Source organism: Chitinolyticbacter meiyuanensis, assembly GCF_008033135.1.
Lineage (GTDB): Bacteria > Pseudomonadota > Gammaproteobacteria > Burkholderiales > Chitinibacteraceae > Chitinolyticbacter > Chitinolyticbacter meiyuanensis.
The window spans coordinates 956,988-980,132 of record NZ_CP041335.1; the positions used below are offsets into that span (position 1 = coordinate 956,988).

A 23,145-nucleotide genomic window follows, 5' to 3' on the forward strand; every position below is an offset into this window, starting at 1 on the left:
CAAAGAGAGCAGACACCATGAAATGGGAAGTCGTCATCGGGCTGGAAGTGCATACCCAGCTCACCACCCAGTCCAAGATCTTCTCGGGCGCCAGCACCGCCTTCGGCGCCGAGTCGAACACGCAGACCGCCGTGGTTGATATTGCCTTGCCCGGCGCGCTGCCGGTGATGAACAAGATGGCTGTCGAGAAGGCCATCCAGTTTGGCCTCGCCATCGGCGCCAAGGTGAACCGCCGCTCGGTGTTCGCCCGCAAGAATTACTTCTACCCCGATCTGCCCAAGGGCTACCAGATCAGCCAGTTCGAGCTGCCGGTGGTCGAGGGCGGCAGCATCACCATCAATGTCGACGGCGTCGACAAGGTGATCAACCTGACCCGCGCCCACCTGGAAGAGGACGCAGGCAAATCGGTGCATGAGGATTTCCACGGCGCATCGGGCATCGATCTGAACCGTGCGGGCACGCCGCTGTTGGAAATCGTGTCCGAGCCGGAAATGCGCTCGGCCGCCGAGGCGGTGGCGTATGCCAAGGCGCTGTACTCCTTGGTGACCTGGATCGGCATCTGCGACGGCAATATGCAGGAAGGCTCGTTCCGCTGCGATGTGAACGTCTCGGTGCGCCCTGAAGGCCAGGCCGAGTTCGGCACCCGCCGCGAGATCAAGAACCTCAACAGCTTCAAGTTCATCGAGCAGGCCATCGCCGCCGAGGTGCGCTATCAGATCGAGCTGATCGAGGACGGCGGCAAGGTGCAGCAGGCCACCGTGCTGTTCAACCCGGATACCGGCGAAACGCGCGCCATGCGCAGCAAGGAAGACGCGCACGACTACCGCTATTTCCCCGACCCGGACCTGCCGCCGCTGGTGATAGCCGAGGAGTGGATAGCGCGCGTACAAAGCGAACTGCCCGAGCTGCCGGCCACGATGCAGGCGCGTTTCACGCAGCAATACGGCATTCCGGCCTACGATGCGGTGACCCTGACGGCATCCAAGGCGCTGGCCGCCTATTACGAAGCCACGGTGGCTGCCGGCGCCGATGCCAAGCTCGCCAGCAACTGGATCATGGGCGACATCAGCGCCACGCTGAACCGCGAGGAAAAGGAGATCACGCAAAGCCCGGTCTCGGCGCAAGCACTGGCCGCGCTGATCCGTCGCGTGATGGACAACACCATCAACAACAAGACCGCCAAGGATGTGCTCAAAAAGATGTGGGAAAGCGGTGATTCCGCCGACACCATCATCGAGCGTGACGGCCTGAAGCAGGAAACCGATACCGGCGCGATCGAAGCGATTGTCGATGCGGTGCTGGCCGCCAACCCCAAGGCGATCGAGGAATATCGCAGCGGGAAGGAGAAGGCGCTGAATGCACTGGTGGGGCAGGTGATGAAGGGATCGAGCGGCAAGGCCAACCCGGCGATGGCGCTGGAGTTGTTGAAGAAGAAGGTGGGGTAAAAACAAAGCCGGCTTTGTTTTTTCGGCGCTAAGGGAGGGACGTTGCTTTGATGGGTTCCTTCCACTGAGCATCGTGCCTATCTTCCATTTACCTCTCTATTTCCCATACGCAATGATGCTGCTGCGTGGTTGGTTGAAGGACGTTCCATAGCGATCATGGTGTCTGATCACTGCTAAAACTCGGAAATAGGTAAGGAAAAGACGCAAAATCAGCCGCTGCCGCACTTGAGCGAGAAATGAAATGCGGGCGTGCAAGGTTTTGGACAGCACCGGCTTCTGCGAACAGGTTTTTCAGCAGCCTGTTGATGCAGGCAGATAGGAAAAGGCAGTGGAGCTGATCATTTTTGTCGGCCCGCAGGGTGCGGGCAAAAGTACGTTTTATCAAACCACGTTTGCTGATACTCATATCCGTATCAATCGCGACATGCTTAAGACCCGCCACCGCGAGCGGCTGCTGTTTCAGGCTTGCCTGGAGATGAAACAGCCTTGTGTGCTCGATCGCACCAATCCGACGCTTGAGGAGCGCGCGCCCTTCATTCAGGCGGCTCGGGCGCAGCATTTTCGGGTGCAGGCCTACCATTTCGTCACCAGTTATGAGGATGCCTTACAGCGCAACAACCAGCGCGAAGGCAAGGCGCGGATTCCCGAGGTAGGACTGAAAGCCGTATTCAAGCAATTGTGCCCGCCGACGCGCGGGGAAGGCTTTGATGCCGTGTTTGAGGTGCGTTGCTTGCCTGCAGGGCAATTTGATGTGAAGGAAGTCGACAATGCGATTTGACGAACTCGATAGCCGGATGCGGGTATATGAAACAACCCACGATCACTATGTGATGCCTGGCATCTATATGGTGGTGCGCCTTGATGGTAGAGGTTTTACTCGTAATACCAAGGATGTCTGGCAGTTTGAGGCACCGTTCGATGAGCGATTTCGCGATCTCATGCTGGAGACGACCAGCCATTTGATGAATTGTGGCTTCAACGTCGTCTACGGCTATACCGAAAGCGACGAAATTTCATTGTTGCTGCGCCAGGATGAGGACACTTTCAATCGCAAGACCCGTAAGCTCATCTCGATTCTGGCGGGTAAGGCCAGCGCGCGTTTTTCGCTTAGCCTTGGGCAGATGGCCTGCTTCGACGCCCGGATGTGCGAGTTGCCCAACCGCAATCTGGTGCTGGATTACTTCCGCTGGCGACATGAGGATGCGCACCGTAATGCGCTCAATGCGCATTGCTATTGGCTTCTGCGCAAGCAGGGCGAGGAGCCGAATGTGGCAAGTGGTCGGATCTCTGGCATTTCCACCGCGGACAAAAACGAGCTGCTGTTCCAGAACGGCATCAACTTCAATAATCTGCCGGCTTGGCAAAAGCGGGGGATGGGTGTGTACTGGGAAACCTATCAAAAGCCGGCCGTGAACCCACAGACGGGCGAGGCGACACTCAGCGGGCCGCGCCGACGCTTGACTACTAATCTGACCTTGCCGCTGGGCGATGCCTATGCCGATTTCGTCAAAGGTATGATCGAGGCGGCAACGGCGGTGTAAGCTCGTAAGCAGTGCCGCGTGGTCAAATCTTGGACGGCTACAACCTCGCTCACCGCTGCGGCAGCAAATGCCGGCGCAGCATCGGCGCCAGTGCGTTGCGGCGTTGCAGCGCGGCGATGCCGGCGTCGAGTTCGGCGAGCAGTTCGGCGGCTCGCGGGTGCTTGCGGCTGACCATGAAGTGGATGGGCACCGGCGTGGCGCCGGGCAGGGCGATCACGCTGAATTGTCCGCGCGCGAAGCCGTGCCGCTGCAGGTGAATCAGCGCCTGCCCGACTTCCACCTGGTCGAGCACGGCGTCGCAACGGCCGCGCCGCAGCTTCTGAACCACCGATACATAGTCGTTCGATAGCGTATCGATGCGTTCGGGGGCAATGCCGGACCAGCTGTAGTTGAAGGCGTTGATACCGCAAACACGCTCGTGTTGCAGCGCGGCAGCGGGCTTGGGGTCGTCGGCGCGGCGCGGGCCGAAGCGCACATAGCCCGGATGCAGCAGATAGTAGGGGCGGCTGTAGTAAAAGTCGCGCGCGCGTTCCTCGCTGTAGAAGGCGCTCATCGCAATGTCGATATCGGCCTGGCGTACCGCCTGCAGGCAGCGTGCCCACGGCAGCAGCGTGATTGCCACGCCGTGCTCGCGTGCCAGCAGCGCGGCGCGCAGCACGTCGATCGAGTAACCGACGGTTTCGGTCTCGCCATTCGCGCCGGTGACAAAGTACGAGGCTGGCGGCCATTCGTTGGCGCCCCCGCAGGCACGCAGGCCGTCGTGGGCCTGGGCGGCACAGGCCAGCAGCACACTGGCCCAGTACAGTTGGCGCAGGCGGGTCATCATGCTCGGGAGCGGTGGAATGGGGCTTGAAAAGGGGCGGAATCAACCCACATAGTGGGCGCCCTCCTTGTTCCGTGCAATTTTTCTCATGGCTAACGCAAATCCTCGTGGAGTTTCCCCGCCGCCGCATGGCTCCCGCATCGGCATGGTGATTTTCTGGAGCCGCTGGCTGCAGCTGCCCATTTACCTTGGATTGATCGTCGTTCAGGGCGTGTATGCCTACAAGTTCCTCGCCTCGCTGTGGACGCTGCTGAGCAATCTCACCACGCTGACCGAAACCGAGATCATGCTGGCGGTGCTGGGCTTGATCGATGTGGTGATGATCGCCAACCTGCTGCTGATGGTGACGGTGGGCGGTTACGAAACCTTTGTGTCGCGGTTGCGCATCGATGCGCACCCGGATCAGCCCGAATGGCTGAGCCATGTGAATGCTTCCGTGCTGAAGGTGAAGCTGTCGTTGGCCATCATCAGCATCTCGTCGATCCACCTGCTGCAGACCTTCATCAATGCGCCCAAGCTGCCGGGCGAGACCATGATGTGGCAACTGTTGCTGCATCTCGGCTTCCTTGTCTCCGCGCTGGCAATCGCTTACACGGATCGTATCGTCCATATGACGCAGGCGGGTAAATAAGTCACTTTCCCCGCAGGCGGACCCTGGTTTGCAATGGGTGTTTTGCAAGCCGGAGCGGGCAATGAAGTGGCTGATCCTGGTGCTGTTCATCGTCAGCGCGGTCTACGTGCACTACCGCGGTCGGGTGCGGCACGGGTTCTGGCGGCAGCTGACCGATCACTCGACCTTCATGGCGCCGATCAACTGCTTCATGTACCTGTTCTCGCGGGTGCCGACCACACCCTATGTGCCGGTGGCGGCGTTTCCCGATCTGGAGCAACTGCGCGCCGCCTGGCCGGCCATGCGGGCCGAGGCCGAAGCGCTGTTCTCGGAAGGGCATATCAAGGCCTCGGCCAAGCGCGACGACGCGGGCTTCAATTCCTTCTTCAAAAGCGGCTGGAAGCGTTTCTATCTCAAGTGGTACGGCACGCCGCATCCGTCGGCGCAGCAGTTGTGCCCCGAGACATCCCGCCTGTTGGCGGCGATGCCGGGGGTGAAGGCGGCGATGTTCGCGGCACTGCCGCCGGGTAGCCGACTGGTGCGCCACCGCGATCCGTATGCCGGTTCGCTGCGCTATCACCTGGGCCTCATCACGCCGAACGATGACGACTGCTTCATCGAGGTGGATGGTCAGCGCTACAGCTGGCGAGATGGCGACGCAGTGGTCTTCGACGAGACCTACATCCACTACGCCGACAACCAGACCGACACCAACCGCATCATCCTGTTCTGCGATCTGGAGCGCCCGATGCGCTACCGCTGGGCGCAATGGGTAAATCGCGCCGTGGGCCGCGTGTTGTTGGCCGCCGCGGCGGCGCCGAATCAGGAAGGTGACAAGACCGGTGCGCTCAACAAGGCCTTCGGCACGCTGTATGCCATCCGTCAGGTCGGCAAGGCGATCAAGCAGCGCAGCAAGCCGCTCTACTACCTGATCAAGTGGGCGTTGATCCTGGGCATCCTGGCCCTGATCTTCTGGTAACACAGCGGCCTCGGGATTGCGCTACGCTGCAGGGCTATCCCATCCCGTCGGAGGTCTGACATGCGATTGTTGATTGGCAACAAGAACTACTCGTCCTGGTCGCTGCGGCCCTGGCTGGTGCTGAAGCATGCTGGCATCGCCTTCGAGGAAACGCTGGTCCCCCTGTATCAGGATGACAGCAAGGCGCGCATCCTCAAGGACAGCCCGTCCGGCAAGGTACCAGCGCTCAGCGATGGCGATCTGGTGGTGTGGGACAGCCTCGCCATCGTCGAATATCTGGCGGAGAAATTCCCCGAGCGCGGCATCTGGCCGGCCGATCCGGCGGCACGCGCCGTGGCGCGTTCGGTCTGCGCCGAGATGCACGCAGGCTTCACGCAGCTGCGCACCCATCTGAGCATGGACATCCGCGGTCGCAAGACCGCCCAGATCGATGCGGCGACACAGGCTGAAATCGACCGCATCCTGGCGATCTGGACCGACTGCCGCAACCGCTTCGGCGATACCGGCCCCTTCCTGTTCGGGACCTTCTCGGCGGCGGATGCGTTCTACGCGCCGGTAGTCACCCGCTTCGTCACCTACGGTGTGGCTGTGCCGGACAGCGCACGACAATACATGACGGCGGTGCTCGCGTTGCCGGCGATGCAGCAATGGCTGGCAGATGGCGCAGCCGAGCCCTGGTCGCTGAGCTTCTGATCCGGGGTTTCCGGAAACGACAAGGCCGCCCTCGGGCGGCCTTGTCGTTGGGCGTGGCGCCTTCACCCCTTGCGGCGGATTAGCGAGACCACGAACAGGATCAGGAAGATCACGAACAGTACCTTGGCGATCCAGGCCGCGGTACCGGCCACGCCGCCGAAGCCGAGTACCCCGGCAATCAGCGCGATCACGAGAAAGACGATGGCGTAGTGCAGCATGTGTAGTTCTCCTCTAGTTGGTTGCGTCCTTCACGGCGTCCTTGGCGTCGCCAGCCGCGTCCTCGACCTTGTCGCCGGCATCTTCGACGGCGTCCCTTACCGGCTCGGCCGGGCGGCGATCGAGCGCGTCGTCGACCTTGTTCTCGACCTTGTCCATCGTGGTTTCCGGCTTGTCGCTGCAGGCAAGGAGCGGCAGCGTCAGCGCGGTGGCAAGCAGCAGGCGGATCAGCATCGTTCACCTCGTTGGCGTTACGGTGCTGTCAGCCTAGGGGCGAAGTGAAGGCGGGAGATTGTAAATAGTGGCGGCTGCTGTCCGGTGCTAATCGGGTGGGGGCAGTAGTTGCAGCAGCTCACGGCGGATCGCGTCGAACTTGTCGCCCTGCTCGAAGGTGCTGCAGTTGGCCGCGATCTGGCGTTCCGGTGCTTTGCCGGTCTGTGCCAGCACCATTTCGCAATCGCAACGCAGCCGGGCTTTCAGCTGACGTTTGCGATCGTGTACCTCGGCAATCCAGCAGGCATCGGCGCAACCGCAGCTGCGATAGCGTGCCGTCTCCTGCCGGTTGGGCCAGTCGAGTGGCTGCCAGGTGCCGGCGGCGTGGGCGAGCGGCATGGCGATGAACAAGGGGAGGAGCAAAGCGAGGGCGGTGCGCATCGCGACAGCATAGAGCGATTTCGCATGAACACCGACGGTATGATGCGGATCGCCCTCATTTGCCCGGAGTTGAAGATGCGTGCGCTGTCGCTTGTCGTCGTGCTCTACCTGTTGGCGCCGTTGCTGCATGCCGAGTCAACGGTGCCGGAGCGCAAGCAGATCCTCGATGCGGCCCGGCCCGCCATCGAACGGGTATTGCGGCAGCCGGTGCAGTTCGTGGTCGATCGGCTCAACGTCGATAGCGATTGGGCGCTGCTGACCGGGGAGCTGCGCCAAACTAGCGGCAAGCCGATCGACTGGCGCAAGGCGCCGCCCGGGTTCTGCGAGCCCGATCTCGACAAGATGTTGTGGCTGGTGCTGGCCAAGACCCATGGGCGCTGGCGGGTGGCGCAGTTCGAGGTCTGCGCGGCCGAGCCGCCATATTGGTATCTGGACGAGCGTGGCGGCTACCTGTGGCCGTGCGGCCTGTATGCCGGGTTGCGTGGTGGCGAAGGGATCGACCTGGCCGCCGATTGCCGCCGGCAGGCCGCGCCACGCTGATGTCCACGGGTGCTTGCCGACAGCCCGACTTTTCTGCAATTGCGGTTTTTGTCTTGGCGCTTCTCATGCGTTGACCTTGATAGTTTTTGACTATAGATTGGCCTGGGCATGGCCGATTGATGGCAAACGGCCATGCTGAAACCGGAACGCGAACATGGCTTCGCCTATTTTTTGCCGGTTTCGATAGCAAAAAACAATTCAAAACAACAATTCAATGGTTTTCTTATCTATTGAATGATGGTTGGAGGCAATCATGAAAAACGGACACAAACCCGCACTCGCGCTGGCGATGCTGGGCCTTGGCGGCATCGTGCATGCGGCCTGCGCGAGCTGGAGCGAGGGTGGGTCATACATGGCGGGCCAAGTGGTGCAGCACCGGAGTCAGGCCTATACCGCGCTGGTCAGTCATACCGCTTATATCGGCGCCGGCTGGTCACCCGAGGCGGGTAGCAGCCTGTGGCGCGTGGGCGGCAGCTGCGAGGGCAGCCCGGCCGCCACGCCGCAACCCACCGCGGTGGCGACGCCACGACCGAGTACCCCGACCAGCGCACCGACCCCGGCTGCCGGCAGCTGTAGTGATCCGGCCTGGAGCAGCGCCAGTACCTATACCGGCGGCCAGCGGGTGCGCCATCTGGGGCAGCGCTACGAGGCGCGCTGGTGGACGCAGAACGAAGACCCGACGAAGTCCGGCGCCTGGGGGGTGTGGAAGCTGCTGGGGCCATGTGAAACCACCACACCCACGCCGACTGTCACCCCGAGCCCGACCCCAACGCCGCAGGTCACACCGGCCGGCGTACTGGCGCAGGTGAATCACGGTGGCCGGCTGCAGCCCGATAGCCGCGAGCAGGTGAGCTTTAGCTGGCCTGGCGTGTATTTCGAAGGACGCTTCAGCGGCACCGGCGTGGGCCTGGTGCTCGACGACAGCGTGGGCCACTACAACGTCGAGATCGATAGCAAACCCTGGGGCAAGATCGCGCAACCGGGCCGCACCACCTACTGGATCGATCAGCTGCCGGCTGGCGAGCACACGGTCAGGCTATCCAAGCGCACCGAATCGATGTGGAGCGCGGCGCGCTTCGGCGGCCTGGTTGCGGCGAGTGGTGGGCAGATCCTGCCGCCGGCAGCGCCGCCGCTGCGGCAGATCGAGTTCATCGGCGATTCCTACACCGCGGGCCTTGGCGCGGAATCCGGCAAGCGCGAATGCACCGATGCCGAACTCACGGCCAGCACCAACGCCGACGCCACCTTTGGCGTGCGCACCGCCCGCCACTACGGTGCGGCCTACCAGCTCAACGGCTATTCCGGCCTGGGGCTGGTGCGCAACTACGGTGGCAACCTCGCCACGGTGAACTATCGCAGCTACTACGACCGCGCCATCGTCGCCGATGCGGCCAGCGTGTGGCAGAACCCCGGCAATTGGCGGCCGCAGGTGGTGGTGGTGGGTCTTGGCATCAACGACTTCTCTACGCCGGTGGCGGCGGGCGAGGCGTACACCGCCGAAACGCTGCGCAGTGCCTACAAGAGCGCATATCGCGACTTCATCGCCAAGCTGCGCCAGCAGTACGGCAATCCCTATGTGGTGGTGAGCGCAACTGCGCTGTGGCCGGACAACACCTTCCGCGAAGTGGCGCAGGAGATCGTGAACGAGGCCAAGGCCGCCGGCGACAGCCGCATCGCCTACTTCTACTACGACGGCCTCGATAGCCTGGGTTGCCAGTGGCACCCGTCGGTCAAGGACCACCAGCTGATCGCCGACAAGCTGATCGGCCTGCTCGACGGCCTGCAGGTCTGGCAGTAACGCACGAGGGGGCCGCCGTGCCGGGCGCGGCGGCCTTGCGCATGCCCGCCATCGTGGCGGGCGATCGGAACTGGAGGTTTGCCTGATGGTTCAGCTCATCGAGGACAATGGCTGGTATCTCACCCCGCAACAACAGCTGCGCCAAGCCGAAGTCGCGATCGGTCGGGCCGCCGATGCGGCCGATCCGCTGGCGCTAGCCGGTGGCCTGCTCGACGCCGGGCGTTGCCTGGAGGCACTGTGGCAGCCGCAGCAGGCGTTGCATGCATTCGAGGAGGCGCAATCGGCCGCCGCGCGGCTGGATGGCCCACAGGCTGGCCAACTGCGCTGCCACGCTCGCCTTGGCAGTGCCGCCATCCATTACGCGCACGCCGACTATGCACGTGCGCTGGGCGACTGGGGCCAGGCACTGACGCTGGCGGATGCCGTGCACGATCCGGTGGCCCAAGGCGAGGCACTGGTCGGCATAGGCAGGATCTGCCAGGTGTGGAACCGCGCCGATGCCGCGCTGGGCCTGCAGCAGCGGGCATTGGCGCTGCCGGGGCTCGATGCGCGGATGCAGGCGATGGTGGCGCTCAATGTGGTCTCCAACCTCAACGCGCTGCATCGTCACCATGAGATGCTCGGCCAGTTGGCCGAGGCGCGTGCGCTGATCGATGCCACACCGGGCACGCCCTTCCTCGCTGAATGGCATGTGTACTGCGCGCTGGCGCACGCCGGGATTGGCACGCTGCAGATCTCACGCCGGCATCTCGACGCTGCGCTCGCGCTGGCTGACGGCGCCAACAACCACTGGGCCCGGGCGTTCTGCCTGCTGGAAACCGGCAAGCTGGCCATGCGTGCGCACCAGCCGGTTGTCGCCCGGCAGGCGCTGGAGCAGGCGCTGGAAATCGCCGAGGCGCTGGGGCTGGTGCACACGCTCAAGGACATCCACCAGGCGCTGACGCAGCTGTGCGAGCAACAGGGCAATGTCGCCGAAGCGTTCGAGCATCACAAGCTGTTCCACCAGTACTACGCCTGGGCGCAGCAGGGGATGCAGCACAGCCTGCTCAGCGACTGGCTGCAGTAGGCGGCGACCGGTTCAGTCCACGCCCACGCGGGTGGTGTCGTCCATGCCAAGGCGGCCGACGAAGGGCAGGCGCAGGCCGGGCCGGTTGAGATCGACGCCGGCATTCAGCCCCAGCAGGTTGAGTTCGATGCCTTCCTCCAGCCCCAGGTTCAGCCCCAGCAGGCCGAACAGCGAGAACTGCAGGCCACGGCCCGATGGCGACAGGCCGAGTGGCCGTGTCAGCGGGCGATAGTCCTTGCCGATGGCATTGGCCGGCAGGTCCAGCCCCAGTGCCGGCACCTCGCGGCCGATGTGGGCAAGGAAGGTGTTGCTGTTGGGGCCGGGATAGGCGCGGTACTCGTGCGGGTAGGGATAGCTGCCGATGGCGGCCTCGATCCGGGCAATCAGCGCATCCACGCCCTCGCCGCGACGGTCGAGCAGCAGCTGCGGCTGCGCGCCGTACCACAGGCCGTCGGGCAGCGCGTAATCGCGCTGGACCACGTCGCTGCCGGCCCAGCCGACCACCTCGTAGCGGGTGTAGCTGTGCTCGCCGCTGCGCTTGAAGATGAGCCACGGGTGCACGGCAAACAGGCCGCGCCAGCCAAAGGTGGGCGCCATGTAGACCTGGATGATGGCGGTATCGGCCAGCTGGACCGGATCGGGGGCCACGCCGGCCGAGTGTCGCGGCGCCGTCATCCAGCTTTGCCCGGATGCGCCTTGGCCGGCACGCGAGGCATTGGCCACGCTGAGGCCGAACGACAGCAGCAGCGCGAGCAGCAGGCCAACGGCGAGGCGACGGGTAGACCGCATCGGATGCTCCGGATCGGGGAATGCGGCCATGATACCGGCCGGTTTCCGCAGCGTGCCAGCGCCTGTGCTCAGCGTAGCTGGCGCGTGGGAGCATCGGAGAAGCGCGCATCGCGCGGCGCCAGCGCGCCCGGCATCGGCGCAGTCAGCAGGCCATAGAGCTCGGGGCGGCGGCCACGCAGCCAGCGCTGACCAGTGCAGCGATCGAGCAGCCCCAGATCCAGCCGCGCGCTGACCATGGCGTCGGCCGCCTGCCAGGTTTCGCTGAGGATGCGGCCGTAGGGATCGAGGATCATTGCGTTGCCGGTGCGCACCTCGTCCTCGTCCGGGCCCACGCCATTGCTGAACACCAGGAAGAAACCATTGTCGTGCGCGCGCGCCGGCAACCAGCGCAGCAGCCATTCGCGCCCGCTCGGGCCGCGGAATTCGGCCTCGATGGCGGCCGGGTCCTCGTGGCGTCGCAGCCATTTTTCCAGGGCAATGGGTTTCATCGCGTGCGGGCTGCGGCTGTGGGTGCCACCGGTCTGGTGTGGCGCCAGCAGCAGCTCCGCCCCCAGCAGTGCATTGGCGCGCGCGTTCTCGACCAGATTGTTGTCCCAGCAGATCAGGATGCCGACGCGGATACCCCAGGGCGTATCGAACACCGTGTAGCGATCGCCGCTGGCGATGTCCGGATGCTCGAAGGCGTGCAGCTTGCGATGGCAGTGCCGCTCGCCGCCGGGCAGGCATACCGCGTAGCTGTTGAAGAAGCGGCCATCGTCGGCGCGCTCCAGCCAGCCCACGCCGATGGCGATGCCGAGTTCGGTTGCCAGCGCGGCCACCCGTTGCAGCGAGGGGCCATCGATCGGCTCGGCCAGCGCCGCCAGCCCAGCCCGGTCCAGCCGTGGCACATGCCAGTAGCCCGTCACGCACATCTCCGGGCAGACCACCAGCTGGCTGCCGGCAGTGGCGGCGGCCCGGGCGTAGTGCTCGATGCGACCGAGGTTGTACGCCTTGTCGCTGGCGCGATGCTGGAATTGAACGGAAGTCACTTGCAGGTCCATCTTGCTGCTCCTTGGAGTGGAAATGCAGCGAGATTGGAGCAGGTGTCATATCCATTCGTATAATGAATTGTTTGAAATAAAAAATTCCTCAATAGAATGGAAATCAAGCTGCTCCGTGCATTCTCGGTGCTGGCGGGGCTGGGCCACTATGGTCGGGCGGCCGATCAGCTGTGCATGACGCAATCGACGCTCACCAAGCAGATCCAGACGCTGGAAGCCACGCTCGGCGTTGCGTTGTTCGAGCGCGGCCGCCACGGCGCGGTGCTGACGCCTCAGGGCCGGTTGTTCCGCAAGGATGCGCAGGCGCTGCTCGACCAGCACGCGGCGCTGCTGGCACGGATGGGCCAGGTGAGCGCCGGGACAGTGGGCCAGCTGGCGCTGGGCTTCGGCTTGTCCACGCTCGAGCGCGCGCCAGCGCTGATCGCGGTTTTTCGACAGCAGGTACCCGATTGCCGGATCACGCTTGACGATGTGCCGTCGGTCGAGCAACACCGCCGTTTGCTGGCGGGCAGCCTCGATGCCGGCTTCTGTCGTGCGCCGGTGGCGGGCAGCGGTCTGGCCTTTTTGCCGCTGATGGAGGAGCGGCTGGCACTGGCGTGGCCGATGCATCTGGTGTTGCCTGCCCAGCGCGAGGCGCTCAACACGCTCGGCTTTATCGCGCTGTCTCCGGCGCGCGGGCCAGGGCTCACCGCGCAGATCGCGCAGTGGTCGCGCGCTGCTGGCTTCACGCCCAGGGTGACGCAATACGCCGACGATCTGCTGACCGTGCACGCCGTCGTTGCCGCCGGGCTCGGCGCGGCGCTGCTGCCGTGGCACGGCGCATCGGCGCTGGCACAGCGCACGCAGCTGCAGCCGTTGCCGGAGGCAGCGGCCTGCTGGCCGGTGGGGCTGTGCTGGCGCGAAGGCGACAGTCATCCGCTGTTGCAGCGTTTTGTCGCCTTCGTGCGCGATCAGCGCTAGAACTTGATCGTCATTCCCGGTTGCGCCTGCGCCTTGGTGTAGGTCACGCCGTCCACGCGCAGCCCGTCCGGGTTGAGCAGCGTGATCAACCCGCCCTTGTTCGGCAGCATGGCGGGTGCCTGCAGCGTGATGCGCAGCGTGTCGCCGGCGCCGATCCGGCCCGACAGCGGCATGGCGTGCTTGTCGCGATCGAGCAGCCGCCAGCCCGCGAGATCGATTTCCTCGCCGGTGACGTTGAGCAGCGTCACCGTTTCCACCTCGGGGGACACCAGCGCGTTGGCCAAGGCCGCAACGATGCGGATCGCGCCATCCGGCGCCTGCGGCGTAGGCAGGCCACCGGGCTCGAACGGATCGGGGGTGTTGCCGGTGTCGGACGGCGGGCCGCTCACATCCGGCTGCAACTGGTGGCCATTCACGTCGTCGGTGTGCCAGGTCTGCGACTGGAACTTGAGGAACACGCCCACCCATTGGTCCTGTCGCGGGAAGTGCAGCAGCAGCGCGCCATCCTGGTACACGCCATCGTCCTTCACGTAGGGGCCGACGTTGCCCTGGTTCATGTGGATGTCGTGCACGCCGTTGCCTGGCAGAAAGCCGAAGATCTTGTCCTTCTTGCCGGCTTCCGGGCCCCAGCGTTCGCCAAACGCATAGATCGTCGCCTCTTCGTCGGCGAGCGCGCGCTGGATGTAGTGGTCGATCTTCTCGTTCAGATCGTTGTCCGGGCCGGGCACGTTGAACGGCAGTGGCACCAACTTGCGCGGATCGAACAGGTTGGCGCGGATGAAGTCGAGCGCCGGCCCGCCCGGTTGGTGGGGCAGCGTATGCCAGCCGATCGGTAGCGCCGCCAGCTGGTCCAGGAAGGGGTGCTGGAAGTGCGATTCGATCAGGTATTCCAGTTCCGATGGCGAAAGCGCGGAGGCGACGTTGACAGCGATGCGGTAGTCGGTGGTGTCGTCGACGACATGGACCTGGTAATGCGGGCTTTGCCCCGCGCCCAGCTTGCGCGCGACCGGGCGTCCCTTGAGGACGCCGTAGTTCTTCAAAGGCATGCGATTTGCTCCTGTGACGAGGATTGGGGCACGTCTGCCGACGGCGCGTGCCACGTAAGCTTGGCGCTACCGAGCGCCCGGGGAGCAGTGGGGTTACGGCGGGCACGCAAGGACGCTTGCTCACTATGCAATCGGCTTATTGGGCTGGTTTTACGTCTTGATGACACGCGACTGGCGGCACATTCCGGCTGGGCAAGGTGGCGCGCCATCGGCCTGGAGGCGGCGTGCAGGCTGGTTCGGAGAGCAATGCTGTGGAAAGGCTGGCGCGATTCGAGGCGAGGCAGTGCTCACCCCGCTGATGGCTCGTGCACTAGATGCGGTGCGCGAAATGCAACAGGTAAAAATTACAAGAAAGCACTTTGCTTTCAAAAAAAACATTCAAGTCTATATATCAGGTTACGCGGGCTGTTTTTGACTGGAAGGTGATGGGCCGGAGCGGATGGCGCCGGCAGGGGGGCGGGGAAAGCATGGTCAAACGGGTCAAGATCCGCTTGGGCGATATTCTGGTGCAGCACGGCATCATCAGTGATGACCAGCTGAAACAGGTACTGGCCGAGCAGCACCGCACCGGTCGCCGGCTGGGCAAGCTGCTGATCGAGCAAGGGCGCGCCAGCGAGCAGGACGTCTGTCAGGCGCTCGCCATCCAGCTCAACATCCCCTTCATCAGCCTGACCCATTACCCCCTCGATCCGACCTTCTCGCGTCGCCTGCCTGAAGCCGCAGCACGCCGCACCCGTGCGCTGCTGCTGGAAGAGCGACAGGGCGCCCTGCTGGTCGGCATGGTCGATCCAGGCGATCTCCATCTATACGACGAGCTGTCACGCGCGCTGAAGCAGGAGCTGATGCTGGCCGTGGTGATGGAGAGCGAACTCAATGTCGCGCTCGATCATGTGTACCGCCGCACCGAGGAGATCAGCGGGCACGCCCGGGCGCTGGAGCAGGACCTGAGCGACCTGGATGCCGCCGCGGCCGAAGAGGCCGGGCAGGACGAAGCGCCGGTCGCTAAGCTGGTGCAGTCGCTGTTCGAGGATGCAACGCTGGCCCACGCATCCGATGTGCATATCGAGCCGCAGAGCGATCGCATCAACATCCGTTTCCGCATCAACGGCGCGCTGCAACTGCAGACGGTGGCCGACAGCCGCATTGCGCCGGCATTGGCGCAGCGGCTCAAGCTGATCGCCGGACTCGATATCTCCGAGCGGCGGATGCCGCAGGATGGCCGCTTCCAGATCGCAGTGCGCTCCGGCCCGCTCGATGTGCGGATTTCGACCATGCCGACGCCGCACGGCGAATCGATCGTGATGCGCTTGCTGAGCCAGTTTGACCAGGTGCTGCAGCTCGATCGGCTCGGCATGGGCGAGGATGTGCTGCGCAAACTGCGCGCACTGCTGGCCAAGAGCAGCGGCATGCTGATCGTCACCGGGCCCACCGGCAGCGGCAAGACCAGCACCCTGTACGCGGCGGTGCACGAGGTCAACGATGTCAGCACCAAGATCGTCACGGTCGAGGATCCGATCGAATACCGGCTGCCCGAAATCACCCAGATCCAGGTTAACGAGAAGATCGACCTGAGCTTCGCCCGGGTGCTGCGCTCGGTATTGCGCCACGATCCGGACGTGATCCTGGTCGGCGAGATGCGCGATCAGGAGACCGCGCAGGTCGGCATGCGCGCCGCCATCACCGGGCACATGGTGCTGACCACGCTGCACACCCGCAACGCCGCGACCACGCCGGTGCGGCTGATCGACATGGGCGTGCCGCCCTATCTGGTTTCGGTGGCGCTGCAAGGGGTGATTGCCCAGCGGCTGGTACGGCTGATCTGCGACCAGTGCAAGCACAGCGCCCAGCCCGACACCAAGGAGCGCGAGTGGCTGACGCGGACCTATGGCGAGCAGGCCAGCCGGCTGCAATTGATGACCGGCAGCGGTTGCACCTATTGCAACAACACCGGCTATGCCGGGCGCGCCGGCATCTACGAGATGCTGGAGATGAATGCCCAGCTGACCGAGCTGATCGGCCGCGGCGACAGCGCTGCCTTCGTTGCCGCCGCGCAGGTGCAGATGAAGGGCCACACGCTGTATGACCAGGCCCTGCGGCTGCTGGAAGCAGGCCGGACCACCGCGCGCGAAGTGATGCGCCTCGCCAACCTGCTGGAGGAGTGAGGGCATGCAACGCTTTCGCTACCGGGGACGCAATGCGCAGGGCGAGCTGGTGAGCGGCCACCAGATGGCGCTGAGCCCGGACAGCCTCGCCAGCCAGTTGCTGAACAGCGGCATCGTGCCGATCGAGGTGGTCGAGGAAGCGGAAGCCACGGCACAGGGCGGGCTGCTCGGGGGGCTGTTCGCCCGCATCGGTGCCGAGGACATGCTGCTGTTCACCCGGCAGATGCACGCGATGCTGAAGGCCGGCATTCCCTTGATGCGCGCGCTGGCCGGGCTGCAGCGCACCAGCGCCAATCCGCGGCTGGCCGCGGTGATCCAGTCGCTGCGCAACCGGCTCGACGAAGGCCGGCAGTTGTCGCAGGCGATGCGCCAGCATCCAGCCGTGTTCTCGTCGTTCTTCGTCAACCTGGTGCAGGTGGGCGAGCTGACCGGCCGCCTCGACGAGATCTTTCTGCGGCTGTTCCATTACCTGGAGTTCGAGCACGCCACGCGGCGCCAGATCGGCTCGGCGATGCGCTATCCCACCTTCGTGCTGGTGGCCGTGGTGGCGGCCATCATCACCATTAACGTATTCGTGATCCCGGCGTTTGCCCGGGTCTACCAGAGCTTCAATGTCGAGCTGCCGCTGCTCACGCGGGTGCTGATCGCGATCTCTGAATTCACCGTGGCCCATGGCGCGTTGCTGGCCACGGCCGCCGTCGCCGGGGTGCTGGCGCTCGGCTACTACCTGCGCACCGAACAGGGCCGCTATCGCTGGCATCGCCTGAAGCTGCGTCTGCCCATCGTCGGCCCCATCCAGCAAAAGGCCAGCCTCGCCCGTTTTGCCCGCGGGCTGTCGATCACGCTGCTCAGCGGTGTGCCGGTGCTGCAGGGCATGGCCGCGGTGGCCCAGGTGGTCGACAACGACTACATCGCCCGGCGCATCGAGCAGATGCGGCTCGGCATCGAGCGCGCCGAAAGCATGACGCAGACGGCGACCGCCGCCGGCGTGTTCACGCCGGCCGTGCTGCAGATGATCGCGGTCGGCGAGGAAACCGGCGAGCTCGACGCGCTGATGGCCGAGGTGGCCGCGCTCTACGAGCGCGAAGTGGACTACGCCGTCGCCACGCTGGGCGCGCGGATCGAACCGCTGATGATCGTGGTGCTGGCGGGCGTGGTGCTGGTGCTGGCGCTCGGCGTGTTCCTGCCGATCTGGGATCTGGGCCGGGTGGCCATGCATGGCGGAACGTGAATCGGGGAAAGGACATTCGGGACGGGGCTGATGGTCAGCGCCGCCCATGGAGGACGTCACCGCCGGTGGCGCATTGCAAGGAGGAAGGGCAGATGAAACGGCATCAAGGCGGCTTTACCCTGCTGGAACTGGTGATGGTGATCGTGATCCTCGGCATCCTGGCGGCCGTGGCGTTGCCACGGTTCTTCGATCTGTCGGGCGACGCCAGCAAGTCGTCGCTGGCAGGCACGGTGGCGGCGATCAATTCCGGCAACACCATCAACTACGCGGCGCGCAGCCTCGATACCGCCAACGGCGTATCCACCAAGCGCGGCGTGGCGGTGGACGATTGCTCCGATGCCTGGGGCCTGATCGGCAACGGCTCGGCCGCGGCGCCGGCGGGCTACAGCATCACGCCGGTCGCTACCGTGCCGAGTGCCACCGGTGCCCAGTTCAACTGCACCGTGAGCGATTCGCACAGCAACACCGGGACCGTGATCCTGACCGTGATCCCTTGAAGCGGCGATGCGGCATTCCTCCGGCTTCACCCTGATGGAGCTCGTCATGGTGCTGTTGTTGCTTGGCATCCTGCTCGGCATCGCCGTGCCGCGGATGTTCAGCGGCGAACGCTTCGCCGCGCATGGCTACGCGGACCAGTTGCTGGCGGGCCTGCGCTTTGCGCGCAGCCTCGCCATCGCGCAGCGCACGCCGGTGTATGTGGTGGTCACCAGCAGCGAGGCGCGCTTCTGCTTCGATCTGGCCTGTGCCACGCCGGCGATCGGCCCGGATGGCAGCCGGCCGTTCCGCCTGCGCGCGCCGGCCTCGGTGGCGCTGGGCTATGCCGGCAGCTTCAGTTTCGATGCGCTGGGCGCGCCCGACTTTGCTACCGCGCTGCAGTTGCCGGTGACGGGCGACGTCACCCGCGTGCTGACGGTGGAAGCGGAGACCGGCTATGCGCATTGAGTTGGCGGAAGCACGGCAAGACGGCGTGACGCTGCTCGAACTGGTGTTCGCGCTGCTGATCATCGCCATCGCCGTGGCGGGCGTGGCGCAGGTCTACGCGGTGACGGCCGGCGCCAGTGCCGACCCGCTCAGCCGCAAGCAGGCGCTGATGATTGCCGAGGCGCTGCTGGAGGAGGTGACGCTGCAGTCCTTCGCCGTGCCAACCGGTGGCTACAGCGGTGGCAGCCGGGCGTTGTTTGACCATGTGTCCGCCTACGACGGCTACAGCGCCACCGGCATCCGCGATGCGGACGGCAATGCGGTGGCGGGGCTGGAGGCCTACCGCGTGGCGGTGGCGGTGGCGCACCCGGCGGCCGCCATCGGCGGCATCGCCACCGACCGGATCTGGGTGGTGACGGTGACCGTCACCGATGGCCTCAACCGGATGACGGTGCTGACCGGCTACCGTTTCAACTATGGGTGAGCCCGCCGTCATGCCGCCCCGCGCCGCCGGTTTCTCGCTGCTGGAGCTCACCATCGTGCTGACCATCCTCGCGGTGGCCACCGCGACCATGGCGGTGTTCCTCGATGGGCCCATCCGCAGCTACTTCGCCAACCGGCAGCGCAGCGACCTGGCGTCGTCCGCCGATGCGGCGATGCGGCGGCTGGCGCGGGATCTGCGGCTGGCACTGCCCAACAGCATCCGCCTGGCGAGCGTCGGCGCCGGGCAGACCTATCTCGAGTTCCTGCCGGTGCGCACCGGCGGGCGCTACCGCGACCAGGCGAGCGATGGCAACCAGGGCGATCCGCTGTCGTTCGGCGGGGACAGCGCCTTCGATACGCTGGGCACCCTGCCGGCTTCCGGACGCAGCGCCGTGGTGCCGGGGCAGGACCAGCTGGTGGTCTACAACCTTGGCTTCGCCCCGGCCGATGCCTATGGCGGACAGAACCGCAGCACGATACGCAGCGTGAGCAGCGGCGCGCTGGCGGGCGAGAGCCACCTGGTGTTCGACAGCAGCGCGCTGTCGCTGGCCTCGCCGTATTCGCGCTTCCAGATCATCAGCGGCGCCGCGAGCTATGTCTGCCAGCCGGGGGCAGTCGATGCCCAGGGCGACGCCAGCGGCACGCTGAGCCTGTGGTACGGCTACCCGATCCAGACTGCGCAGCCCACCAGCCTGCCGGGGAGCGGCCGCACTGCGCTGCTCACCCGTTATGTGAGTCGCTGCAGCATCAACTACGCGCCATCGCCCAGCCTTGCGCAGCAACGCAACGGCATCGTCAGCGTGCAGCTGGCATTGACCCGTGCCAACGAGACGGTTTCGCTCTATCAGGTGATCCATGTCGCCAACCTGCCGTGACGCCGGCTTCGCGCTGATCAGCGCGCTGTTCCTGCTGCTGGTGCTCAGTACCATGGCGGCGTTCACGCTCACGCTCTCGAGCAGTGCGCAGCAGGGCGCCACGTTGGATGTGCAGGGCAGCCGCGCCTATCAGGCCGCCCGTGCCGGCATCGAGTACGGCGCCTTCCAGGCGCTGCAGAACGGGCAGTGCGCCAGCAGCAGCCAGCTGACGCTGCCCGCGCCGATGGCGGATTTCTCGATCAACCTCGCCTGCAGCAGCAGCGCGCACAACATCGCCGGCAATACCGTCACGCTGTACCGGCTGACCGCCACCGCCTGCAACCTGCCCGCCGGCAGTGGCTGCCCTCCAGCGACCCGCACGCTCAATTACGTGGAGCGGCAGATCAGCGCCACGCTGTCGCGCTGCACCGAAGCCGGGGGAGGGGGGTGCGCATGAGCGTGTCCCGCCGCCTGCTCGCCCTAGTTTGCGCCGTGCTGGTGCTGCTGTACAGCGCGGACGCCGCGCGGGCCGCCATCACCCAGGTGGCGGCCAGCGTCGCGCAGCAGCTGGTGCCCACCAACAGCACGCTGACCATTCCAGTGCCGGCAGGTACGGTGGCGGGCGACGTGCTGCTGGCCCAGGTGACCGGCTCGGCGAACCCACTCATCATCACGCCGCCCGCCGGCTGGACGTTGATCCGCTCGAATAGCCAGAACCTGCTGGCCGCCGGCATCACGCAGGCGCTGTACTACCGCGTCGCCACGGGCAGCGAACCGGCGTCGTACACCTTCACGCTGTCGGTCGCGGCCTGGGTGGCGGGCAGCATGATCACCTTCCGCGGCGTGAACACTACTACGCCGGTGCTGGGCCACGCCGGGCAGGGCGGGGTGCTGCTGCTGGCCACCGCCCCGGCCGTGGCGGGCTGCCCGGCGGGGGCGATGCAGGTGGGCTTCTTCGGCTTCAACACCGGCGCGCTGGGGCTGACCATTGGCGCGGGTCAGACGCCCTATGCCACCACCACCACCAATGCGTTGCTCGGCGTCACCATCCTCAATGGCGGGGTGATCCTGGGCAGCGCCGGCAGCTGCACCGCTGTGACCACGCTGGCGGTGAATGTCACCGCCAACGTGGCGCAGCAGGTGGTGCTGAACCCGTCACCGGTACCGGCGCCGACCATCCACCACTTCGAGATGAACCCGCCGACCACCGGCATCACCTGCAAGGCGCAGAGCATCACGATCAAGGCCTGCATGGATGCCGCCTGCAGCAGCGTCTACAACGGCGCCGTCACGGCCACGCTGGCGCCGGCGGCCGGCTGGCGTACCGGCGCGGTGCAGGTGCTGGCAAGCGGCAGTGGGGTGGTGCCGTTCCAGCCGCTCACCGCCGGCACCTATACGCTGTCGGTCACCGCCTCGACACCGGCACTGGCCAGCGGTGGCGGCACCACGTGCCCCACCGGCGGCGACGGCACCTGCACCATCCGTGTCTACGACACCGCGCTGGCGTTCAGCACACCCAATCTCGTGGCCGCGCTCAATTCGCCGACCATCACCGTGTCGGCACTCGGGACCGATCCACAGACCAAGCAGTGCATCCCGGAATTCGCCAGCGTGACGCGCGCGGTGTCGTTCTGGACCAGCTACACCAACCCGGCCAGCGGCACGCGTGCGCTCACGCTGATCGCCAACCCGGCCGGCAGTGCCACCTCGACCGTGCTGGCGACGAGCTCGCCCGGCACAGCCGTCAGCCTGGCCTTCAACGCGTCCGGCCAGGCGCAGATCCAGCTCAATTATCCGGACGTGGGCCAGCTCGCACTCAATGCCGCCTACACCGGCACCCTCGCCAACAACGATGTCGGCCTCAGCATGACCGGTAGCAGCAGCTTCATCACCAAGCCCTATACGCTGGTGCTGAGCAACATCCGGCGCACCAGCGATGCCAGCGCGCCCCCCGCCAATCCCACCACGGCCAGCTCGCCGCTGTTCGCGCGGGCTGGCGAGTCGCTGACGATGACGGTGACCGCGCAGAACGCACTGGGCGCTGCCACGCCGAACTACGGCCGGGAAACGCCGGCACACCGCGCCGTGCTGATCTCCAGCCTGGTCGCGCCCGCTGGCGGCAGCAATGCGCTGGCACAGCCGGCCGCCGGCGTGAGCCAGTTCGGTGGTTACTTCGCCAATGGCAGCTATAGCAGCGGCGCGACCACGCTCACTGATCTGGTCTGGAACGAGGTCGGCATCTTGCGTCTGACCCCGCACGTGGCGAGCGCCAGCGGGCTGGGCTATCTCGGCCTGGGTGACCTCGGCAGTGGCGATGGCTCGGTGCTGACTGCCTCGGCCAATATCGGCCGCTTTGCGCCGCACCGTTTCATGTTGTCCTCGCCCGGCCTCGTCAACCGCCAGGCGCTCGGTTGCAGCCCCGCTTCGCCGTTCACCTACCTGGGTGAGGCAATGCGGCTGCAGGGCCAGCTCACCGCGGTGGCTGTCGGCGGCACCACCACCACCAACTATGACAGTGCGCTGGGTTTCGCCAAGCTCGGCAGTGCTTCGGCGCTGGGCATCGCCGCAGCCAATGTCAACGGCGGCACCATCACGCCGTTGTCGGCCCGGTTGACCACGGGGGGCGCTGCACCCAGCTGGTCGGGCGGCACCACCACTTTGCTGCAGACGGCCACGGTGGCGCGCACCAGCGCACCGGACGGCCCATTCCTCAACGCCCGGCTCGGCATTGCCCCGACCGACAGCGATGCCACGGCGCTGGCTGCCAGCGCGCTCAATCTCGACGCGCAGAACAGTGGCAGCGCCAGCCACGCCAGCCTTGGCACCACCCAGTTGCGTGCCGGCCGGCTGAAGCTGTCGAACGCCCTGGGTTCGGATCAGCTCGACTTGCCGGTGCCGGCGCAGCTCGAGGCCTGGAACAACGGCTTTACCCGCAACACGCTGGACAACTGCACGCCGGTGGTCCCGGCCGGCATCGGCGTGGCCACGTTCGGCAATTACCTGGGCGGGCTCAACAGCAGCAACCTGGGCGCGAGCCGTCTGCAGTTCGGCACGCCACCGCAGCTGGCGAGCCAGGGGCGGGTCGGCGTCACGGTCACGCGGCCCGGTACTGCCGTGCGCGGCAGTGCCGATCTCACCTTCGACCTGGATGCCAATGGCTACGGCTATCTGAAGGGCTATGTCGCGGGTGGCAACTACACCGCCACGCTGCAGCCGTGGGCGCGCGTGACGTTCGGTGGCTACGACCTGAAGCAGCCGTTGATCTTCATCCGGGAAAACTATTGATGGCCGGCC

The 23,145-nt window shown here is 65.6% G+C and carries 26 protein-coding genes; 19 read left to right on the forward strand and 7 right to left on the reverse strand.

The genetic code is table 11. The annotated features are described in order from the left end of the window. The first annotated feature begins 17 nt into the window (after positions 1–17). The 3 genes from gatB to FLM21_RS04530 all read left to right on the forward strand — a co-directional run bounded on the left by gatB (position 18) and on the right by FLM21_RS04530 (position 2,986). Complete coding sequence (gene gatB, locus FLM21_RS04520) at positions 18–1,445, forward strand: Asp-tRNA(Asn)/Glu-tRNA(Gln) amidotransferase subunit GatB (RefSeq protein ID WP_148714425.1); 1,428 nt, start codon at positions 18–20, stop codon at positions 1,443–1,445. Positions 1,446–1,773: 328 nt separating this feature from the next. Beyond that, the gene (locus tag FLM21_RS04525; protein WP_148714426.1) at positions 1,774–2,223 is read left to right on the forward strand and encodes an ATP-binding protein; all 450 of its coding nucleotides are present in this window, start codon (positions 1,774–1,776) and stop codon (positions 2,221–2,223) included. Continuing rightward, positions 2,213–2,986, forward strand: a complete 774-nt coding sequence (locus FLM21_RS04530) for a tRNA(His) guanylyltransferase Thg1 family protein (RefSeq protein WP_148714427.1) — start codon at positions 2,213–2,215, stop codon at positions 2,984–2,986. The genes FLM21_RS04525 and FLM21_RS04530 overlap by 11 nt, the downstream gene beginning before the upstream one ends. A gap of 49 nt (positions 2,987–3,035) precedes the next feature. On the opposite strand, the gene FLM21_RS04535 is transcribed toward FLM21_RS04530, so the two are convergent. Beyond that, complete coding sequence (locus tag FLM21_RS04535; RefSeq protein WP_148714428.1) at positions 3,036–3,812, reverse strand: substrate-binding periplasmic protein; 777 nt, start codon at positions 3,810–3,812, stop codon at positions 3,036–3,038. 142 nt (positions 3,813–3,954) lie between these two features. Between FLM21_RS04535 and FLM21_RS04540 the strand changes: the two genes are divergently transcribed. The 3 genes from FLM21_RS04540 to FLM21_RS04550 all read left to right on the forward strand — a co-directional run bounded on the left by FLM21_RS04540 (position 3,955) and on the right by FLM21_RS04550 (position 6,091). Further along, a complete protein-coding gene (locus FLM21_RS04540) occupies positions 3,955–4,440 on the forward strand; it encodes a TIGR00645 family protein (protein WP_148714429.1) in 486 nt (161 codons plus the stop codon). Positions 4,441–4,501: 61 nt separating this feature from the next. Next, on the forward strand, positions 4,502–5,398 hold the full coding sequence (lpxO, locus tag FLM21_RS04545) for a lipid A hydroxylase LpxO (RefSeq protein ID WP_148714430.1): 897 nt from the start codon (positions 4,502–4,504) through the stop codon (positions 5,396–5,398). A 60-nt stretch (positions 5,399–5,458) separates the two neighbouring features. Beyond that, entirely contained in the window at positions 5,459–6,091 is a 633-nt protein-coding gene (locus FLM21_RS04550; protein WP_148714431.1) for a glutathione S-transferase family protein, read from the forward strand. A 62-nt stretch (positions 6,092–6,153) separates the two neighbouring features. On the opposite strand, the gene FLM21_RS04555 is transcribed toward FLM21_RS04550, so the two are convergent. The 3 genes from FLM21_RS04555 to FLM21_RS04565 form a co-directional block, all read right to left on the reverse strand. Next, a complete protein-coding gene (locus FLM21_RS04555; protein WP_148714432.1) occupies positions 6,154–6,309 on the reverse strand; it encodes a DUF1328 domain-containing protein in 156 nt (51 codons plus the stop codon). Between the two features lie 13 nt (positions 6,310–6,322). Next, positions 6,323–6,541 (reverse strand): hypothetical protein, encoded by a 219-nt coding sequence (locus tag FLM21_RS04560; protein ID WP_148714433.1) that lies wholly within the window; start codon positions 6,539–6,541, stop codon positions 6,323–6,325. 87 nt (positions 6,542–6,628) lie between these two features. Continuing rightward, entirely contained in the window at positions 6,629–6,961 is a 333-nt protein-coding gene (locus tag FLM21_RS04565) for a hypothetical protein (protein WP_148714434.1), read from the reverse strand. A 75-nt stretch (positions 6,962–7,036) separates the two neighbouring features. Between FLM21_RS04565 and FLM21_RS04570 the strand changes: the two genes are divergently transcribed. The 3 genes from FLM21_RS04570 to FLM21_RS04580 all read left to right on the forward strand — a co-directional run bounded on the left by FLM21_RS04570 (position 7,037) and on the right by FLM21_RS04580 (position 10,365). Further along, complete coding sequence (locus FLM21_RS04570) at positions 7,037–7,501, forward strand: hypothetical protein (protein ID WP_148714435.1); 465 nt, start codon at positions 7,037–7,039, stop codon at positions 7,499–7,501. A 253-nt stretch (positions 7,502–7,754) separates the two neighbouring features. Beyond that, complete coding sequence (locus FLM21_RS04575; RefSeq protein ID WP_148714436.1) at positions 7,755–9,299, forward strand: carbohydrate-binding protein; 1,545 nt, start codon at positions 7,755–7,757, stop codon at positions 9,297–9,299. Between the two features lie 85 nt (positions 9,300–9,384). Beyond that, positions 9,385–10,365, forward strand: a complete 981-nt coding sequence (locus FLM21_RS04580; protein WP_148714437.1) for a hypothetical protein — start codon at positions 9,385–9,387, stop codon at positions 10,363–10,365. 12 nt (positions 10,366–10,377) lie between these two features. On the opposite strand, the gene FLM21_RS04585 is transcribed toward FLM21_RS04580, so the two are convergent. Next, positions 10,378–11,154, reverse strand: coding sequence for a DUF3750 domain-containing protein (locus FLM21_RS04585; protein WP_148714438.1), 777 nt, complete (start codon positions 11,152–11,154; stop codon positions 10,378–10,380). A 68-nt stretch (positions 11,155–11,222) separates the two neighbouring features. Further along, on the reverse strand, positions 11,223–12,194 hold the full coding sequence (locus tag FLM21_RS04590; protein WP_148714439.1) for a nitrilase-related carbon-nitrogen hydrolase: 972 nt from the start codon (positions 12,192–12,194) through the stop codon (positions 11,223–11,225). Positions 12,195–12,290: 96 nt separating this feature from the next. Here FLM21_RS04590 and FLM21_RS04595 point away from each other — a divergent pair, with 96 nt between their 5' ends. Beyond that, positions 12,291–13,154 carry a LysR family transcriptional regulator gene (locus FLM21_RS04595; RefSeq protein WP_148714440.1) on the forward strand — a complete coding sequence of 288 codons (864 nt, stop codon included), beginning with the start codon at positions 12,291–12,293 and terminating at the stop codon, positions 13,152–13,154. Here FLM21_RS04595 and FLM21_RS04600 read toward each other — a convergent pair. Then, positions 13,151–14,200, reverse strand: coding sequence for a DUF2278 family protein (locus FLM21_RS04600; protein ID WP_148714441.1), 1,050 nt, complete (start codon positions 14,198–14,200; stop codon positions 13,151–13,153). The two genes, FLM21_RS04595 and FLM21_RS04600, sit on opposite strands and share 4 nt — an antisense overlap. Positions 14,201–14,360: 160 nt before the next feature. On the opposite strand from FLM21_RS04600, the gene FLM21_RS04605 reads away from it, so the two are divergent. The 9 genes from FLM21_RS04605 to FLM21_RS04645 all read left to right on the forward strand — a co-directional run bounded on the left by FLM21_RS04605 (position 14,361) and on the right by FLM21_RS04645 (position 23,136). After that, entirely contained in the window at positions 14,361–14,615 is a 255-nt protein-coding gene (locus FLM21_RS04605) for a hypothetical protein (RefSeq protein WP_148714442.1), read from the forward strand. Positions 14,616–14,667: 52 nt separating this feature from the next. Further along, positions 14,668–16,362 carry a GspE/PulE family protein gene (locus tag FLM21_RS04610; RefSeq protein WP_148714443.1) on the forward strand — a complete coding sequence of 565 codons (1,695 nt, stop codon included), beginning with the start codon at positions 14,668–14,670 and terminating at the stop codon, positions 16,360–16,362. A gap of 4 nt (positions 16,363–16,366) precedes the next feature. After that, positions 16,367–17,593, forward strand: a complete 1,227-nt coding sequence (locus tag FLM21_RS04615; protein ID WP_148714444.1) for a type II secretion system F family protein — start codon at positions 16,367–16,369, stop codon at positions 17,591–17,593. 92 nt (positions 17,594–17,685) lie between these two features. Next, entirely contained in the window at positions 17,686–18,090 is a 405-nt protein-coding gene (locus tag FLM21_RS21490) for a type II secretion system protein (RefSeq protein ID WP_148714445.1), read from the forward strand. Between the two features lie 7 nt (positions 18,091–18,097). Next, positions 18,098–18,535 carry a GspH/FimT family protein gene (locus FLM21_RS04625; RefSeq protein ID WP_148714446.1) on the forward strand — a complete coding sequence of 146 codons (438 nt, stop codon included), beginning with the start codon at positions 18,098–18,100 and terminating at the stop codon, positions 18,533–18,535. Then, positions 18,525–18,998 carry a type IV pilus modification PilV family protein gene (locus tag FLM21_RS04630; protein WP_148714447.1) on the forward strand — a complete coding sequence of 158 codons (474 nt, stop codon included), beginning with the start codon at positions 18,525–18,527 and terminating at the stop codon, positions 18,996–18,998. Before FLM21_RS04625 ends, FLM21_RS04630 begins: the two co-directional genes overlap by 11 nt. A gap of 10 nt (positions 18,999–19,008) precedes the next feature. Further along, positions 19,009–19,872, forward strand: coding sequence for a prepilin-type N-terminal cleavage/methylation domain-containing protein (locus FLM21_RS04635; protein ID WP_187360094.1), 864 nt, complete (start codon positions 19,009–19,011; stop codon positions 19,870–19,872). After that, positions 19,853–20,308, forward strand: a complete 456-nt coding sequence (locus FLM21_RS04640; RefSeq protein WP_148714449.1) for a pilus assembly PilX N-terminal domain-containing protein — start codon at positions 19,853–19,855, stop codon at positions 20,306–20,308. The genes FLM21_RS04635 and FLM21_RS04640 overlap by 20 nt, the downstream gene beginning before the upstream one ends. Beyond that, positions 20,305–23,136: a DUF6701 domain-containing protein gene (locus FLM21_RS04645; protein WP_148714450.1), complete on the forward strand. Its 2,832-nt coding sequence runs from the start codon at positions 20,305–20,307 to the stop codon at positions 23,134–23,136. The genes FLM21_RS04640 and FLM21_RS04645 overlap by 4 nt, the downstream gene beginning before the upstream one ends. Positions 23,137–23,145: the final 9 nt, after the last annotated feature.

What these genes read in the sequence shown, in the direction of transcription:
- gatB (WP_148714425.1), top strand. Translation starts at nt 18, where the DNA reads ATGAAATGGGAAGTCGTCATCGGGCTGGAAGTGCATACCCAGCTCACC.
- FLM21_RS04530 (WP_148714427.1), top strand. Translation starts at nt 2,213, where the DNA reads ATGCGATTTGACGAACTCGATAGCCGGATGCGGGTATATGAAACAACC.
- FLM21_RS04535 (WP_148714428.1), bottom strand. Translation starts at nt 3,812, where the DNA reads ATGATGACCCGCCTGCGCCAACTGTACTGGGCCAGTGTGCTGCTGGCC.
- FLM21_RS04540 (WP_148714429.1), top strand. Translation starts at nt 3,955, where the DNA reads ATGGTGATTTTCTGGAGCCGCTGGCTGCAGCTGCCCATTTACCTTGGA.
- lpxO (WP_148714430.1), top strand. Translation starts at nt 4,502, where the DNA reads ATGAAGTGGCTGATCCTGGTGCTGTTCATCGTCAGCGCGGTCTACGTG.
- FLM21_RS04550 (WP_148714431.1), top strand. Translation starts at nt 5,459, where the DNA reads ATGCGATTGTTGATTGGCAACAAGAACTACTCGTCCTGGTCGCTGCGG.
- FLM21_RS04555 (WP_148714432.1), bottom strand. Translation starts at nt 6,309, where the DNA reads ATGCTGCACTACGCCATCGTCTTTCTCGTGATCGCGCTGATTGCCGGG.
- FLM21_RS04560 (WP_148714433.1), bottom strand. Translation starts at nt 6,541, where the DNA reads ATGCTGATCCGCCTGCTGCTTGCCACCGCGCTGACGCTGCCGCTCCTT.
- FLM21_RS04565 (WP_148714434.1), bottom strand. Translation starts at nt 6,961, where the DNA reads ATGCGCACCGCCCTCGCTTTGCTCCTCCCCTTGTTCATCGCCATGCCG.
- FLM21_RS04570 (WP_148714435.1), top strand. Translation starts at nt 7,037, where the DNA reads ATGCGTGCGCTGTCGCTTGTCGTCGTGCTCTACCTGTTGGCGCCGTTG.
- FLM21_RS04575 (WP_148714436.1), top strand. Translation starts at nt 7,755, where the DNA reads ATGAAAAACGGACACAAACCCGCACTCGCGCTGGCGATGCTGGGCCTT.
- FLM21_RS04580 (WP_148714437.1), top strand. Translation starts at nt 9,385, where the DNA reads ATGGTTCAGCTCATCGAGGACAATGGCTGGTATCTCACCCCGCAACAA.
- FLM21_RS04585 (WP_148714438.1), bottom strand. Translation starts at nt 11,154, where the DNA reads ATGCGGTCTACCCGTCGCCTCGCCGTTGGCCTGCTGCTCGCGCTGCTG.
- FLM21_RS04590 (WP_148714439.1), bottom strand. Translation starts at nt 12,194, where the DNA reads ATGGACCTGCAAGTGACTTCCGTTCAATTCCAGCATCGCGCCAGCGAC.
- FLM21_RS04595 (WP_148714440.1), top strand. Translation starts at nt 12,291, where the DNA reads ATGGAAATCAAGCTGCTCCGTGCATTCTCGGTGCTGGCGGGGCTGGGC.
- FLM21_RS04600 (WP_148714441.1), bottom strand. Translation starts at nt 14,200, where the DNA reads ATGCCTTTGAAGAACTACGGCGTCCTCAAGGGACGCCCGGTCGCGCGC.
- FLM21_RS04605 (WP_148714442.1), top strand. Translation starts at nt 14,361, where the DNA reads ATGACACGCGACTGGCGGCACATTCCGGCTGGGCAAGGTGGCGCGCCA.
- FLM21_RS04610 (WP_148714443.1), top strand. Translation starts at nt 14,668, where the DNA reads ATGGTCAAACGGGTCAAGATCCGCTTGGGCGATATTCTGGTGCAGCAC.
- FLM21_RS04615 (WP_148714444.1), top strand. Translation starts at nt 16,367, where the DNA reads ATGCAACGCTTTCGCTACCGGGGACGCAATGCGCAGGGCGAGCTGGTG.
- FLM21_RS21490 (WP_148714445.1), top strand. Translation starts at nt 17,686, where the DNA reads ATGAAACGGCATCAAGGCGGCTTTACCCTGCTGGAACTGGTGATGGTG.
- FLM21_RS04625 (WP_148714446.1), top strand. Translation starts at nt 18,098, where the DNA reads ATGCGGCATTCCTCCGGCTTCACCCTGATGGAGCTCGTCATGGTGCTG.
- FLM21_RS04630 (WP_148714447.1), top strand. Translation starts at nt 18,525, where the DNA reads ATGCGCATTGAGTTGGCGGAAGCACGGCAAGACGGCGTGACGCTGCTC.
- FLM21_RS04635 (WP_187360094.1), top strand. Translation starts at nt 19,009, where the DNA reads ATGCCGCCCCGCGCCGCCGGTTTCTCGCTGCTGGAGCTCACCATCGTG.
- FLM21_RS04640 (WP_148714449.1), top strand. Translation starts at nt 19,853, where the DNA reads ATGTCGCCAACCTGCCGTGACGCCGGCTTCGCGCTGATCAGCGCGCTG.
- FLM21_RS04645 (WP_148714450.1), top strand. Translation starts at nt 20,305, where the DNA reads ATGAGCGTGTCCCGCCGCCTGCTCGCCCTAGTTTGCGCCGTGCTGGTG.